This is a genomic window from Prevotella pectinovora (genome assembly GCF_000834015.1).
GTDB classification, from domain to species: Bacteria; Bacteroidota; Bacteroidia; order Bacteroidales; family Bacteroidaceae; genus Prevotella; species Prevotella pectinovora.
In genome coordinates, this window is the sequence record NZ_JXQI01000026.1 from 42,748 (window position 1) to 58,367 (window position 15,620).

Here is a 15,620-nt window from a genome sequence, read left to right on the forward strand (position 1 = left end):
TTGGGTCGCAGGCATCGGGAGTGGCTACAAATCCAAATCTGCCATTTTTATTTTTGATTTTGTCGGAATATTGTAGGCGTTTTAGACAATTTTGATTATCTTTACGGCCAAACAAAATGAACGCAAGATAATGGCATTGAAATTATATCCTATTGGCATACAGACTTTCGAAAGGATTAGAAAGGAAAATCTCCTGTATATAGACAAGACGGGGTATGTATACCGCATGACGCATACCAGCGGCAAACACTTCTTCCTGAGCCGTCCGAGGAGATTCGGCAAGTCGCTCCTCGTGTCGACACTCGAAAGTTATTTCAAGGCAGATAAAGAACTCTTCAGAGGACTCCAGATAGAGGATATGGAAAGGGAATGGACGGAATATCCCGTGGTGCATTTCGACTTCTCGGGAGGGAAACATCAGGATGCCGGACAACTCAGACGCTATATCGGCTATATGCTCGAAGAGGAGGAGAGACGGTTCGGCATTGAGTGTGATGCTGTGGACGAGAACGTGCGTCTGGAAAATCTGATAACTTCAATATACGAGAAAGAAGGCAGACAGGTGGTGGTGCTGATAGACGAATATGACGCACCGCTGCTCGACGTGGCGCATCAGGACGGACAGCTCGCCATACTGCGTGATGTCATGCGCAACTTCTACAGTCCGCTGAAGAAATGCGAGAGGATGCTGCGCTTCGTGTTCATCACAGGGATAACGAAGTTTTCACAGGTCAGCATATTCAGCGAGCTTAACAACATTACCAACATCAGCATGGACAATGAATATGCTGGCATCTGTGGAATAACAAGAGAGGAGTTGCTGACGCAGATGACTGCCGATGTGGATGAGCTCGCCCGAAAACTCTCGGTTGGGAGAGAGGCGGCAGTAAGGCTGCTGACCGAAAATTATGACGGATACCACTTTGCATGGCCATCGCCAGATGTTTTCAACCCCTACAGCCTGCTTAACTGCTTCTCGAGACAGAAGGTGGCAGGTTACTGGTTTGCCACTGGTACACCAACTTTCCTGATAGAGATGATGAGGAAGTTCGGTACCGTGCCGTCTGGCATCGGCGGAGTGCAGGCAAAGGAGTCATCGTTCGACGCTCCTACAGAGAGCATGTCGAGCATCATGCCGCTGCTCTATCAAAGTGGATATCTCACGATAAAAGACTATGACCCGCAACTCGGGCTCTATACACTCGATATCCCGAACAAGGAAATACGTATTGGGCTATACGACAGTCTGCTGCCAAACTATATGGAGACTGCCGCTGATGAGGGACGTGTGGCGATTGCCCACATGTCGACATTCATCAACAGGGGAGACATCAACGGAGCCCTGGAACTGCTGAAGTCTTTTCTCGAAGCGGTTCCATACTGCGACAATACTTTATACGAGGGACATTATCAGCAGATGCTATATCTGATATTCGCTCTGCTCACCGACTATGACATACAGGTGGAGCAGCGCACGGCAAAGGGGAGGATTGACATTGTACTTGAAACGAAGACCCACATTTTTATAATGGAACTCAAGTTTGACAAAACGGCTGAAGAAGCTCTCGCACAAATCAACACAGCGCGATATGCAGATGCCTTTGTGCTGAAAGGCAAGAAGATAGTGAAGGTGGGCATAAACTTCTGCGTGAAGGAAGAACGGAACATAACGGAATGGCTGACGCAGGAATGACATGTCTTGTAGCCCAGCCACAACCCACTATATCTCAGCCGCCACCGCGTCGCCATCGGTCAGTGCGCCGGAGGATAGCAGGAAGTCTGTGAGACGACGGAGAAACGTGGCGTAGGGCTCCGAATGCCTGCCGGTTCCGAGCTTCTGTTCGTTTCCCTTCACCGTGTTGTAGCCGGCAAGACGGTGATGCCCGTGATAGAGCGAGAGCAGATAGCGGTGGGCAGACTTCACAGAAGCCTTGGGATTGTCTTCGATAGCCCATTTGCAGAACATGAGAGCCTGGAGAGAATGGTCGCGCCGGGGGGCGGAGTCGAGGAAGAGAGAGTCGAAATGATCTATCAGAAGGCGGGCCTGACGGGTCTTCACCATGTCGTTGCCGAAGAGCAGACGCTCCTCGGCGGTCATCCCACAGGCAAGGCGCTCGGCGATGAGAACCTTGAAGGCGAGGTTGCGCATCTCGGCTTCGTCTACTTCGTGGAACAGTTTCTGGGCGAACTGCCGCTTGTCACCGGCTGCCATGTATTCATCGAAGAGGCGGTCATTCTCCTTTATCAAGAAGGCAAACGCGGGAAGCCGCTCCTCCTTGAGAAGAGGTTCGTAATACGCTTTCGCTTCCTTCATCGAGAGTTCCATGCGGTAGAGGCATTTCCCTGCATCATTCTTTATGCACTGCTCTTCATGGAGCAGCTGCGTGGTGCAGCCGATCATAGCCTCGATGAATCCGAAATACCTGACAAGCAGACCGATGAACTTCGACACGCTCGAAGGGTAGGCTCGCTCGAAGAGACAGTCGCTGCAGACAATCGCAGAGGCAGCCGCCCACATGTCGGCAGAAGATGACGACGCCATGCTGCTCACTGAGGTGTAGAGCTGGGGGGCAAGCGTCTGGATGATGGTAATGAGCGGCAACACCATCTTCTTGTGGCGCATGAAGCAGTCGAGGACCGATTTCACATAGCCCTTCTTCTTCACGGCGAAAAGCCCGTTGTATTGATGCGTGAAGTCCAGGAAATGCTCGTGCTCCTTCTCGATGATGAACAGTCTGTAGCTGAGTACGGAACAGAGCCGGTTGATGTCTTCGTCGTTCATGCCATGGCTGCTGATGGCAAATGCCAGCTTGTCTTCTATATCGTCATGCTCCATGACGGGCATCCTCTCGAGAATGTCGAGAGCTGCGGCGTCGGGGGATATGGAGGTGGGGAAGAGGTTGTTCATGGCAGCAGTTTTAGATGATTTGATAGGGCAGCGAGAACTTCAGACCATGGGTCAGGACTTGCTTTCTTCTATTGGCGGCGAAGTCCGCAAAGGCTGCATTACACACCCGTAGAGATTTCATGACTCACAAATTCCAAAGTTAGTGATTATTTCGCTTGCAACAATGAAGAAAGTGGAAAAAAATTGAATTTTAACTTAATTTAGTTGACGGTTCACAGTTGACGGTTAACAGATGATGGATGACAGTTGACGGTTCACAGATGATGGATGACAGTTGACGGTTAACAGATGACAGATGACGGTTAACAGGCGTTGCTGAAATCGAAAAAAACTTATTATTGTCAGCTTGTCGTTTTTTATCATTATATTTGCAACTTGATAACGCATTATTGAAAATCAAGACAAGGGCATGGCAAGAAGACTATATCCATTGGGAATACAGACATTCGCGGAAATCATCAGACGGAAGATGGTATGTGTGGACAAGACGGCATACGTGTGGAACATGGCTGCGACAGGAAAATTCTATTTCCTGTCAAGACCCATTGTGGCACGATACGCCACAATAGTGGTGATGGCGCTTATGTGTGTGCACACAGAGGCGGGAGCGCAGACCAGAAGCCAGCTCAGAGACTCGCTCAAGGTGGCTGCCGACAGACTGGCATACAGTCCGGACTCAACTGACCTGAGACTCAAGAAGGCGGGATACAACCTGAGACTCGAACAATGGGCGTATGCGCAGGACGAATACGACTATATCCTGAAAAGGGAACCCGGCAACCCGGCAGCCCTCTTCTACAGGGCTTACACGAACGAGAAGCTTCACAGAGACGATTTCGCGAGAAGAGACTATGAGAGCCTGCTCACGGTAGTGCCGGGACACTTCGAAGGACAGCTCGGACTGGCTCTGCTCAACCAGAAGAGCAAGCGGCATACGGAGGCTCTCGACCAGATAAACAGGCTCGTGACGCAGTATCCCGACAATGCCGTGGCGTATGCCGCAAGGGCGGGAATAGAGATGGAGCAAGGGATGGTGGCGCTCGCCATATTCGACTATGAGGAGGCGATAAAGCGCGACTCCACAAACACCGAATACCGCATAGACTATACCGACGCCCTGATACGCGACAGGCGGACGGCAGAGGCAAGGAAACAGCTCGACGAACTCGTCAGGATGGGAGTGGCAAGGGCGTCGCTAAGAGATTTCTACAAGAGGGCGAAGTGAATATGACAATATATAGAATTAAAAATACCCAATTAGCAGAAGCAGCCTCTACTTGAAATACTTCACGTATTCGCTTTCGAAGTTTGGTGTGAAGACTCCCTTTCCGATAGACGACAGTATCTCGTCCCTGCTCCAGAAGCGGCCACCGTCGAGCTCATTGGCAGATGGACGTATTTCCTTGTCGTAAACAGTCTTGAACACATTCACGTATTCCCTCTCGTATCTGCTCTCAAACACGTAGGCGTCGATCTTCTCGGCGCTGAAGTCTGCGATGGAAATCTCTTCACGGGTCTCCCTCTGGAGAGCCTCCTCCACACTCTCTCCATATCCTATGTGGCCCCCTACGGCAGTATCCCATCTGTCAGGCTGGATGTCTTTCCATGCCGGACGCTTTTGCAGATACAGGTTGCCGTGGGTGTCGAATACGTGGAGGTGTACGACGGGGTGGAGCAGCTTCGTGCCGCAATGTGCCATAGAACGGGTTGTCTTGCCCGTCACTCTGCCCTCTGCATCCACGAGAGGCAGCAGCTCGAAGGCGTTGTCCTTCTGTCTGCCCAGCTTGAAGGTGGCGACAAGGGCGTTGTAGTCGCTTCTGAGCCTGTCGGTAGACTCCACAGAGGGCCGGTCGTCGAACAGTCCCACAACGGCGCTTCCGCTTCCGCTCATGCAGGCATAGCAGGCACCCGCCTCGTAGAGCCTTTGCTTGATTTCGGCAAGGGTGGGGTGGAGCTTGAATATCGTTTCCTCAAAATCATTATGCAATACGTCCTTCCACTCCCTTGGCGGAACGGAAGTCACAATATCCCGACAGTTTCTTTCCGGCTCATGAGGGCAGATGCCGGCGAAAGCCTCACGGGTGCTCACGGCGGTATCGGTCTTCACTATCACTATCCAGTGGTTGTCGAGAGGAATGTCGATGGGAGTCAGCTTCTCGCCGATGCCCGTGGCGTAGGCAGGTGTGGGGTTGATGAAGAAGGCGCAGTCGGCACCCAGACCCTTGGCTATGTCACGCATCTCCCCGTCTGTCAGGTTGAGAGAGAAGAGTTGGTTCAGTCCCTTTATCGTGAATGCGCAGTCTGCCGACCCTCCTCCCATACCGGCTTGTATGGGTATGTTTTTGGTGATCGTGATGTCGACACCCGTCAGAGTGTGTCTTTTTGCCATTTCGTCATACGCCTTCACTATTATGTTGTCTTCCGCCCTTCCGTCGATTACTATACCGTTTGTCTTCAGAGAGCATCCCGCAGGTTTTCCGTTTTTCTCAATAGTCAGTATATCTGCTATTGGCACGGGGCAGAACACGGTTTCCAGGTCGTGGTAGCCGTCGCTTCTTTTTCTTGTGATGTTCAGTCCCAAGTTTATCTTGGCACATGGAAAGAGTGTTATCTTATTCATATATATCCTCAATGCTGTATTGTCCGTTGTTGTCGTCTTCAGAAGAGCAGGGGTTGAAGTCTTCAGGTATGTCGAATGTCTCCTTTGGGTCGTATCCCAGGGTCTTGTCGGCAAACACCTTCTTCATGTAGTAAGCCCATATAGGCAGGGCCATGGTGGCTCCCTGTCCCATGCGCGTGGTGTCGAAATGGATGTCGCGGTCTTCTCCGCCCACCCAGCATCCGCTCACGAGCGACGGGGTGAAGCCCATGAACCATGCGTCGGCGTTCTTGTTCGTCGTACCGGTCTTTCCTCCCATCTGGCAGTCGATGTTGTATTTGTATCTCAGTCGTCCGCCAGTTCCGTGGTCGATTACCGACATCAGCATCTCGAGCATCTTGTATGCGCTCTCTTCGCTTATCACCTCGTTCATCCTCGGCTGGAAGTTGGTTATCACGTTGCCGTCGCTGTCTTCAATCTTCGACACGAAGATGGGCGATGTGTGTATGCCGTGGTTGGCGAAGGTGGTGTATGCGCTCACCATCTCGCATACCGAAGCCTCGTTAGGTCCCAGACAGAGCACTAAAGAGGGGTATATGCCATAGGTGTTTATTCCGAAGTCGCGCAGTATCCGCAGGAAGTCCTGAGGGTTTATCCTGCTCATCAGCTCTGCCGACACCCAGTTGTTCGACATCGTGAGTGCCCATTTCAGCGTCACCATCTGTCCCATTCTGGCGTGGGAGCTGTTGCGCGGAGCCCAGTTGCCGAAGCGCTTGGGAGAGTTTCTAACAACGTCGCATGGCGACATGCCGTTAGACATCGACAGGGCGTAAAGGAATGGCTTGATGGTGGAACCCACCTGGCGTCGTCCCTGTGTCACCATGTCGTATTTGAAGTGGTTGAAGTCGATTCCTCCCACATACGCCTTCACGGCTCCCGTGCGTGGGTCCATGCTCATGAATCCGGCTCTGAGGAACGACTTCACGTAGCGTATGGAGTCCATAGGCGACATGATGGTGTCTATGTCGCCGCGATATGTGAACACGGTCATCTCCGTAGGCTTCTGGAAAGCCTCTCTTATTTCCTCCTCTGTGGCTCCGTGGGCCTTCATCATCCTGTATCTGTCGCTCTGCCGCATCGAGCGGTCGAGTATCGCCTTCACCTCTGATGGCTTCAGGTTGGTGGTGAAGGGGGCGTTCTTCTTGAGTCTGTTCTCCTTCTTGAATTCAGGCTGGAGGAATCCTCCCACGTGTTTGCGCACAGCCTCTTCGGCATATTTCTGCATCCTGGAGTCGAGGGTGGTGAAGATTTTCAGTCCGTCGGTATACACATTGTATGGTTCGCCGTTCTTCTTCACGTTCTTGTTGCACCATCCATACAGAGGGTCTGTCTCCCATGCCAGCGAGTCGATGCTGTATTGCACGAGGTTCCACGATGGGTATTTGCTCCTTTCCGGTTTCTTTGCCATCATGTATTGGCGCAGGAATTCGCGGAAATACGTTGCTATGCCGTCTTTGTGGTCGGAGCGCTTGAAGTTGAGGGCCAGCGGCTTCTCCGTAGCCATGAGGTATTCGCCGCGGGTTATCTTTCCAGCCTTGAGCATCTGTCCGAGCACCACGTTGCGTCTCTCTCGGCATCTGTCGGGATAGCGCACGGGATTGAAGAACGAGGGGTTCTTGCAGAGTCCTATCAGTGTGGCGGCCTCTTCGAGCTTGAGGTCTTTTGGCTCCTTGCTGAAATACACGTTTGAGGCGTTCTTTATTCCCACGGCGTTGTGAAGGAAGTCGAAATAGTTGAGATACATGGTTATTATCTCCTCCTTGGTGTAGTATTTCTCCAGCTTTATGGCTATCACCCATTCTATGGGCTTCTGCAGCAGTCGTTCCGATGTGCTCTCTGCCGTGTTTGAATAGAGCTGCTTGGCGAGCTGCTGTGTGATTGTAGAGCCTCCTCCTGCGCTGGTCTGTCCCAACACACCTCTTTTAATAATGGCACGTCCGAGGGCTATGAAGTCTATTCCCGAATGTTCGTAGAAGCGTTCGTCCTCTGTAGCCACCAGTGCCTTTACGAGATATGGCGACAGGTTGTCGTAGTCTACATGTATTCTGTTCTCCTGGTTCATGTTGTAGGTTCCCATCAGCTTGTTGTCAGCCGTATACACCTGTGAGGCGTATTTGCTGATAGGGTTCTGAAGGTCTTCCACATCGGGCATGTATCCGATCCATCCGTTCCATATCGCTATGAAGGCTATAAGGGACGCGAGAGTGACGCAGCCGAGCGCCGCCCACAGGAAATGTATCAATGCTCTTCTCATTTTCTTTTTTTCTTCGTTTTCTTGTCTTTTGTTTCAGATGGAGTATCATGCGCATATACGTCAGCCGTGTATTGATGTCATATCATGCGCATGCAAATTATGTTATATCCTTGCAAAGATAATGAAATTAAGCCAACGAGTTAAGAATAATCCCTCTTTTATGTCTTAAATGTAGTTATATTCGTCAAAAAACATAATTTTTCCACTCTTTGAAAGGTTAAATTAAAAATATTGTTTAACTTCGCAGTCGATAAATATAAACACAATTCATTTTATGGAAAAACATGATTTTGTAACCATTGCCGATTTGTCGAAAGAGAAAATAATGTATCTGATGAATATGGCACAGGCGTTCGAAATGCATCCTAACCGTGAGATTCTCAAAGGCAAGGTAGTAGCCACACTCTTCTTCGAGCCGTCCACCAGGACAAGGCTCAGCTTCGAGACGGCAGCCAACCGCCTGGGAGCGCGTGTGATAGGATTTTCAGACGCCAAGGTTACGAGCGCTACCAAGGGCGAGACGCTGAAAGACACAATCCTCATGGTGTCTAACTATGCAGACGTCATCGTGATGCGCCACCATATCGAAGGCGCCGCCCAGTATGCCTCAGAAATAGCTCCCGTTCCTATCGTAAACGCAGGTGACGGCGCTCACCAGCATCCATCACAATGTCTGCTCGACCTGTATTCAATCTACAAGACACAGGGAACCCTCGAGAACCTGAACATATACCTCGTGGGCGACCTGAAATACGGACGTACCGTGCATTCTCTCATCATGGCGATGAGACATTTCAACCCTACGTTCCATTTCATAGCCCCAGAGGAGCTGGCGATGCCCGAGGAATACAAACTGTATTGCAAACAGCACGGAATAAAGTATATCGAGCACACAGACTTCAACGAAGACGTGATAGCAGGGGCTGACATCATATATATGACACGAGTGCAGAAGGAGCGCTTCTCAGACCTCATGGAGTATGAGAGAGTGAAAGACGTGTATATCCTGAAGAACGACATGCTCGGCAAGGCGAAAGAGAACATGAAGATCCTGCATCCGCTGCCGAGAGTGAACGAGATAGCATACGACGTGGACGAGAACCCACATGCATACTACATCCAGCAGGCACAGAACGGACTATATGCCAGAGAGGCGATACTCTGCGACGTGCTGGGCATAAGCCTCGAAGAAGTGGAGGCAGACACAACGATAATAAAATAAACAAAGTCTTATGATGAGCAAGAAAGAAAGACTCGTGGCCGCTATAGAGAACGGCACCGTCATCGACCATATACCGGCAGAGAAAACCTATGCCGTGGCAACGCTGCTGGGACTGCAGAAGCTTCAGACACCGGTTACCATAGGATACAACTACCCGTCGAAGAAACTCGGGAAAAAGGGTATCATAAAGATAGAAGACAAATTCTTCACCGACGAGGAAATCTCACGCCTCTCAGTGGTGGCGCCAAACGTGGTGCTCAACGTGATAAGAGACTACGAGGTGGTGGAGAAGAAGAAAGTGGTGACACCTGACACGCTGAAAGGTATCGTGAGATGCAACAACCCTAAATGCATCACAAACAATGAGCCGATGAACACCATCTTCCACGTGATTGACAAGAACAGCGGCATAATTAAATGTCACTACTGCGACAAGGAGCAGGTGATAAGCGAGGTGAAACTCGTTTGACCTGAAGGAAGGCCTTCTTCAACATGGATTTTACAGACAACTAATATTCATCTTAAATATTTGTACATATGAAAAAAGACCAAGAGATTTTCGATTTGATCGAGAGAGAACACCAGCGTCAGCTCAAGGGTATGGAACTTATCGCATCTGAAAACTTCGTCAGCGACGAGGTGATGCAGGCAATGGGTTCGTGGCTTACGAACAAATACGCTGAGGGTTACCCAGGAAAGAGATATTACGGCGGTTGCGAGGGCGTTGACGAAGTTGAAAAACTCGCCATCGAGAGAGTCAAGAAGCTCTTCGGAGCAGAGTATGCCAACGTTCAGCCTCACTCCGGAGCACAGGCAAACGCCGCCGTGATGCTGGCTGTATTGAAGCCCGGAGACACTTTCATGGGACTTAATCTCGCTCATGGTGGACACCTCTCACATGGTTCGGCAGTAAATACATCGGGAATACTCTACAATCCGATAGGCTACAACCTGAACAAGGAAACAGGTCGCGTGGACTACGACGAGATGGAGAAGCTCGCTCTCGAGCACAAGCCAAAGCTCATCATCGGAGGTGGTTCGGCATACAGCCGTGAGTGGGACTACAAGCGCATGAGAGAAATCGCCGACAAGGTGGGTGCCATCTTCATGGTTGACATGGCTCACCCGGCAGGACTCATCGCAGCAGGTCTGCTCGATAACCCCGTGAAATACGCTCATATCGTGACCTCTACAACTCATAAGACTCTTCGCGGACCTCGCGGAGGTATCATCCTGATGGGCAAGGACTTCGAAAACCCATGGGGTCTGACAACTCCAAAGGGAGTGGTGAAGATGATGAGCCAGCTGCTCAACAGCGCCGTGTTCCCAGGACAGCAGGGCGGTCCGCTGGAGCATGTCATCGCAGCAAAGGCAGTGGCATTCAACGAGGCATTGCAGCCTGAATTCAAGGAGTGGGCTCTGCAGGTGAAGAAGAACGCAGCAAAGCTCGCCGAAGAGCTCATAAAGCGCGGATTCGCCATCGTGAGCGGCGGTACTGACAACCACAGCATGCTCGTAGACCTGCGCACAAAGTATCCTGACCTCACCGGTAAGGTGGCAGAGAAGGCTCTCGTGGCTGCCGACATCACCGTGAACAAGAACATGGTGCCGTTTGATACCCGCAGCGCATTCCAGACTTCAGGTATCCGTCTGGGAACTCCTGCCATCACCACACGTGGTGCAAAGGAAGACCTGATGGTGAAGATAGCCGAATTCATCGAGGAAGTGCTCAACGACCCTGAGAACGAAGCCGTGATAGCGTCTGTACGCCAGCGCGTTAACGACGTGATGAAGGATTATCCTTTGTTCGCATATTAATATACACACAACGGGTCATCAGACCCCTTGATTCTGTATTTGTGGATAAAAGATGAGGGAGCATCCTTCGTCAGCTTAATCCATAGAGGATTACATCCGCAAGACACATAATAATAAAAAAGACTATCTGTCTGGTTGTTGCCGGGCGGTTAGTCTTTTTTTCTTTATAGCTGTGTCAGAGGCATACCGTTCCAGCCCATTGCCAACTGTCTCTTTAGCTTGCCGAAGTATCCTCTTTGTGTTGCCTTAACAACCTCCTTAGCCTGCTTATATTACCTCTTTATATTATGTGATGAACCGCATTGTGTTACTCAAACCTATCGGTAATTAGGGCTTGCCTGTATTTCAGAATATCAGAAGAGAGGATTTTGTTTGGCATTCTCATCTCATCGTATTTCGTTTTGGCATTGTTTTTGTATAAACATGGTCAGAAAACAAACATTCAAAGTAAAAAGTTAAAAATTAAATATTATGACACAGAAAGGAAATATTGGAGTAACAACCGAGAACATCTTCCCGGTGATCAAGAAATTTCTCTATTCAGACCATGAGATATTCCTGCGTGAGATGGTGAGCAACGCCGTGGACGCTACTCAGAAACTAAAGACTCTCTCTGAGAGAGGCGAGTTCAAAGGAGAGATGGGCGACCTGACAGTTCGCGTGTCTCTCGATGCGGAGAAGGGAACGCTGACAATCAGTGACCGCGGTATCGGAATGACAGAAGAGGAGATTGACAAATATATCAACCAGATCGCATTCTCGGGAGTGACCGACTTCCTCGACAAATACAAGGACAACGCAAATGCCATCATCGGACACTTCGGATTGGGTTTCTACAGCTCTTTCATGGTGAGCAAAAAGGTGGAAATCGTGACACGAAGCTGGAAAGACGGTTCGAAAGCCGTGAAATGGAGCTGCGACGGAAGTCCGGAGTTTGAGATATCCGACGCTGAGAAGGAAGACCGCGGAACGGACATCATCCTCCACATCGACGACGACTGCAAGGAATTCCTCGAGAAAGGCCGTATACAGACGCTGCTCGACAAATACTGCAAGTTCCTGCCAGTACCAGTGGCATTCGGCAAGAAGACAGAATGGAAAGACGGCAAGCAGGTGGATACCGACGAGGACAACATCATCAACGACATGGAGCCGCTATGGACAAAGACACCAAGCACAATCTCTGACGAGCAGTATAAGGAGTTCTACCGCAAGCTATATCCGATGCAGGACGAACCTCTGTTCTGGATACACCTCAACGTGGATTATCCGTTCAATCTCACGGGTATACTCTATTTCCCGAAGATAAAGTCGAACATCGACCTGCAGCGCAACAAGATACAGCTATACTGCAACCAGGTGTTCGTGACAGACCAGGTGGAAGGCATCGTGCCGGAATTCCTTACCTTGCTACATGGAGTGATCGACTCTCCGGACATCCCGCTCAACGTGAGCCGCAGCTATCTGCAGAGCGACCGCGACGTGAAGAAGATCTCGACATACATCACAAAGAAGGTGGCTGACCGACTGAACGGAATCTTCAAGGATGACCGCAAGGACTTCGAGAAGAAATGGGACGACCTGAAGCTCTTCATCAACTACGGTATGCTCTCGCAGCCGGACTTCTACGACCGCGCCAAGGACTTCACACTGCTCAAGGACGTAGACGGCAAATACTTCACGACAGAAGAATACAAGACGCTCATCAAGGACGCACAGACCGACAAGGACGGCACACTCATCTATCTCTATGCCACCGACAAGGACGAACAGTATTCATACATAGAGGCTGCCAAGGCAAAGGGCTACAGCGTGTTGCTGCTTGACGGACAACTCGACACGCCATGCGTTAACATGTTTGAGCAGAAATGGGAGAAGTCGCGCTTCACACGTGTAGACAGCGACATCGTGGAGAGACTCATCGTGAAGGAAGACCTCAAGAAGACTGACCTGACGCAGGAGCAGACTGACATTCTGTCAGCTACCTTCCGCACCCAGCTGCCACATCTCGACCATATCGAGTTCAACGTGGAGACTGGTGCACTGGGAGAGAACGCACAGCCGGTAGTGATAACACAGAACGAGTATATGCGCAGAATGAAGGACATAAGCAAATTCCAGAGCGGAATGAACTTCTATGCCCAAATGCCAGACGCCTACAGCATCGTGCTCAACACAGACCACAGACTCGTGAAGGCGGTGCTCGAAAAGAGCGAGAAGGAATGTGAAGAGGAGCTCAAACCTGTAGTGGCAGAGATAAAGGGACTCCAGGCTCGTTTCGCAGCTCTCGGCGAGGCTCGCAAGGCAAAGAAGCCCGAAGAGGTGACACAGGAGGAGAAAGACGACATGACGGCTACCGAAAAGAAGCTCAGCGATGAACGCGCAAAGAAGGAGCAGATTGTGGCAGCACATGCAAAAGACAATAAGGTGGTACACCAGCTCATCGACCTGGCTTTGCTGCAGAACGGAATGCTAAAGGGTGAGGCGCTTGACTCCTTCATCAAGAGATCGGTAGAGATAATCTGATGATGACGACTCCTTCATCATGAGATCTGTAGAGAGATTTCCTGATGATGAGATAACAGATATGACCGGGAATGTAAAGACCCGGATATATAACCGGATGACGGGCAATCAAGGAATTAGAACTTGGTTGCCCGTCTTATTCCGTTTTGTCCTGACAGAGGTCTCTGATCCAAATTTGTCATTAGGGTCTTGATTGGGATTTTTATTCCTATCTTTTATCCCAAATCGGTCGTTAGGGCTTGCTTGGATTTTGATTTTTAGAAGAGTGGATTTTGTTTGGCTTTTAATGAGTAATAGCAAGCTATTGCGAATTAAAAACGGACAAAAGACGCCTTATAAAAAGCAAAAGACTGCAAGCAGTTATAAAATATCACATTTAACGGCCTAATGACCGTTTTGGGTTTATATGGCCTCGTCTGGGATTTTTATGCCGGTCATTTATTAGGGCTTGCCGTGATTTTGAATACTTGATGTTTGGTGAAAGTTGATAATTGTCAAGTATAAACACCGATATTTGTTAACGACATAGAAAAAGGAACAGAAAATTAACTTTTATCCATTGCCAAATGCTAAATATAGGATATATTTGCGGCATGAAGAAAAAAACGATATGGTTGATTGCTGGCGTGATGGGATTTTCATTCCTCGCTCTGCTCTTCCTTCAGCTCACATACATGGATGCCATGATAAAGATGAAGAAGGAGCAGCTCGACGAGTCGGTGAACAAAGCCCTCTATCAGGCAGCCCGGAATCTGGAACTCAACGAAACCCTGAAGTATCTGGAAAAGGAGGTGAACGAAACGGAGAGGCGCGCATATAAGAGCGACTCCGTGGGGACACGCTCCGGACATCCGGACGGTACCGTGCAGCACAGCCACCAATATGCCGTGGCAGACAAGAACGGAAACGTGTATTCATCGTTCGAGCTCAAGACCATAACGATGAGACCAGCCTCGATGCCGAAGGCGATGATACTGAGAAGCGACAAGAACTCCATCTCGGAAGCCACGAAATCCATGAGGGAGATAATAAAAAACAGATATGTCTATCAGAAGGCTTTGCTCGACGAGGTGGTATACAATATCTTATACACGGCTTCAGACAAGCCTCTGAAAGAGAGGGTTAACTTCAAACTGCTCGACCAGGACTTGAAGACGGAGCTGATGAACAACGGAGTGAGCATCCCGTATCATTTCACGGTTTCAACGCAGGACGGAAGAGAGCAATACAGATGTCCCGACTATAGCGACGAGGGAGAGGAATACAGCTACTCTCAGACACTATTCAGAAACGACCCGCTCAACAAGTCGGGCATCGTGAGGATACATTTCCCCGACATGGACAACTACATCTTCAGCAGCGTGAAGTTCATGATACCGTCGATAGCATTCACCATAGTGCTTCTCATCACATTCATATTCACCATCGTGGTGATATTCAGACAGAAGAGGTATACGGAGATAAAGAACGACTTCATAAACAACATGACCCATGAGCTGAAAACGCCTATCAGCAGCATTTCGCTCGCGGCACAGATGCTATCTGACGATACCGTGACGAAGAGCCCGGTGATGATGAAACATCTGGGAGGAGTGATAAACGACGAGTCGAAGAGACTGAGATTCCTCGTGGAGAAAGTGCTGCAGATGTCGATGTTCGACCGCAAGAAGGCGATTTTCAAGAAGAAAGAACTTGATCTGAATGACCTGGCAGAGAATGTGGCAAACACGTTCACATTGCGTGTGGAGCATACGGGCGGACACATACAGACACAGCTCAACGCAAAAGAGCCGACGATATATGTGGACGAGATGCATTTCACCAACGTGATATTCAATCTGCTCGACAACGCCGTGAAATACAAGCATCCGGACCGACCAGTGGAGCTGATGATAAAATCATGGAACGAGGGCGGTAGGCTGTATCTCTCCGTGAAAGACAACGGCATAGGACTCAAGAAGGAGAACCTGAAGAAGATATTCGAGAAGTTCTACAGAGTGCATACGGGAAATGTGCATGACGTGAAAGGTTTCGGACTCGGACTTGCATACGTGAAGAAAATCGTGGAACTCCACAAGGGAGAGATTCACGTGGAGAGCGAAAGGGGAAAAGGAACCAAGTTCATCATCTCGCTGCCCGAGATAAAAAGCGGAAAACAGACAGGAGCCGACGAGTGATCAACACTATTGCTGTATACCCCTGCAACATCGGACAGACAATGTAGAAACGGATT

At 49.8% G+C, this 15,620-nt stretch carries 10 protein-coding genes; 7 read left to right on the forward strand and 3 right to left on the reverse strand.

Going from position 1 to position 15,620, the window contains the following annotated elements:
• The first annotated feature begins 130 nt into the window (after positions 1–130).
• Positions 131–1,693, forward strand: a complete 1,563-nt coding sequence (locus tag ST42_RS03540) for an ATP-binding protein (RefSeq protein ID WP_044072422.1) — start codon at positions 131–133, stop codon at positions 1,691–1,693.
• A gap of 27 nt (positions 1,694–1,720) precedes the next feature.
• On the opposite strand, the gene ST42_RS03545 is transcribed toward ST42_RS03540, so the two are convergent.
• A complete protein-coding gene (locus ST42_RS03545) occupies positions 1,721–2,908 on the reverse strand; it encodes a hypothetical protein (protein ID WP_156139287.1) in 1,188 nt (395 codons plus the stop codon).
• Between the two features lie 409 nt (positions 2,909–3,317).
• Here ST42_RS03545 and ST42_RS03555 point away from each other — a divergent pair, with 409 nt between their 5' ends.
• Complete coding sequence (locus ST42_RS03555; RefSeq protein ID WP_082026199.1) at positions 3,318–4,133, forward strand: tetratricopeptide repeat protein; 816 nt, start codon at positions 3,318–3,320, stop codon at positions 4,131–4,133.
• 48 nt (positions 4,134–4,181) lie between these two features.
• On the opposite strand, the gene ispE is transcribed toward ST42_RS03555, so the two are convergent.
• Both ispE and ST42_RS03565 read right to left on the reverse strand, forming a co-directional pair.
• Positions 4,182–5,528, reverse strand: coding sequence for a 4-(cytidine 5'-diphospho)-2-C-methyl-D-erythritol kinase (ispE, locus tag ST42_RS14465; protein ID WP_082028567.1), 1,347 nt, complete (start codon positions 5,526–5,528; stop codon positions 4,182–4,184).
• Positions 5,521–7,821 (reverse strand): penicillin-binding protein 1A, encoded by a 2,301-nt coding sequence (locus tag ST42_RS03565; RefSeq protein ID WP_044072342.1) that lies wholly within the window; start codon positions 7,819–7,821, stop codon positions 5,521–5,523. The genes ispE and ST42_RS03565 overlap by 8 nt, the downstream gene beginning before the upstream one ends.
• Positions 7,822–8,095: 274 nt before the next feature.
• On the opposite strand from ST42_RS03565, the gene pyrB reads away from it, so the two are divergent.
• The 5 genes from pyrB to ST42_RS03590 all read left to right on the forward strand — a co-directional run bounded on the left by pyrB (position 8,096) and on the right by ST42_RS03590 (position 15,564).
• Entirely contained in the window at positions 8,096–9,043 is a 948-nt protein-coding gene (gene pyrB, locus ST42_RS03570) for an aspartate carbamoyltransferase (protein WP_044064870.1), read from the forward strand.
• Positions 9,044–9,056: 13 nt separating this feature from the next.
• Complete coding sequence (gene pyrI, locus ST42_RS03575; protein ID WP_022316518.1) at positions 9,057–9,512, forward strand: aspartate carbamoyltransferase regulatory subunit; 456 nt, start codon at positions 9,057–9,059, stop codon at positions 9,510–9,512.
• Positions 9,513–9,580: 68 nt separating this feature from the next.
• Positions 9,581–10,861, forward strand: a complete 1,281-nt coding sequence (gene glyA, locus ST42_RS03580; protein WP_044072345.1) for a serine hydroxymethyltransferase — start codon at positions 9,581–9,583, stop codon at positions 10,859–10,861.
• A 471-nt stretch (positions 10,862–11,332) separates the two neighbouring features.
• Positions 11,333–13,387, forward strand: a complete 2,055-nt coding sequence (htpG, locus tag ST42_RS03585) for a molecular chaperone HtpG (RefSeq protein ID WP_022316516.1) — start codon at positions 11,333–11,335, stop codon at positions 13,385–13,387.
• Positions 13,388–13,980: 593 nt separating this feature from the next.
• Positions 13,981–15,564 (forward strand): sensor histidine kinase, encoded by a 1,584-nt coding sequence (locus ST42_RS03590; protein ID WP_044072346.1) that lies wholly within the window; start codon positions 13,981–13,983, stop codon positions 15,562–15,564.
• Positions 15,565–15,620 lie beyond the last annotated feature (56 nt).

Coding starts and splice junctions, on each gene's coding strand:
- ST42_RS03590 (WP_044072346.1), top strand. CDS start 13,981: ATGAAGAAAAAAACGATATGGTTGATTGCTGGCGTGATGGGATTTTCA.
- pyrB (WP_044064870.1), top strand. CDS start 8,096: ATGGAAAAACATGATTTTGTAACCATTGCCGATTTGTCGAAAGAGAAA.
- htpG (WP_022316516.1), top strand. CDS start 11,333: ATGACACAGAAAGGAAATATTGGAGTAACAACCGAGAACATCTTCCCG.
- pyrI (WP_022316518.1), top strand. CDS start 9,057: ATGAGCAAGAAAGAAAGACTCGTGGCCGCTATAGAGAACGGCACCGTC.
- glyA (WP_044072345.1), top strand. CDS start 9,581: ATGAAAAAAGACCAAGAGATTTTCGATTTGATCGAGAGAGAACACCAG.
- ST42_RS03555 (WP_082026199.1), top strand. CDS start 3,318: ATGGCAAGAAGACTATATCCATTGGGAATACAGACATTCGCGGAAATC.
- ST42_RS03545 (WP_156139287.1), bottom strand. CDS start 2,908: ATGAACAACCTCTTCCCCACCTCCATATCCCCCGACGCCGCAGCTCTC.
- ispE (WP_082028567.1), bottom strand. CDS start 5,528: ATGAATAAGATAACACTCTTTCCATGTGCCAAGATAAACTTGGGACTG.
- ST42_RS03540 (WP_044072422.1), top strand. CDS start 131: ATGGCATTGAAATTATATCCTATTGGCATACAGACTTTCGAAAGGATT.
- ST42_RS03565 (WP_044072342.1), bottom strand. CDS start 7,821: ATGAGAAGAGCATTGATACATTTCCTGTGGGCGGCGCTCGGCTGCGTC.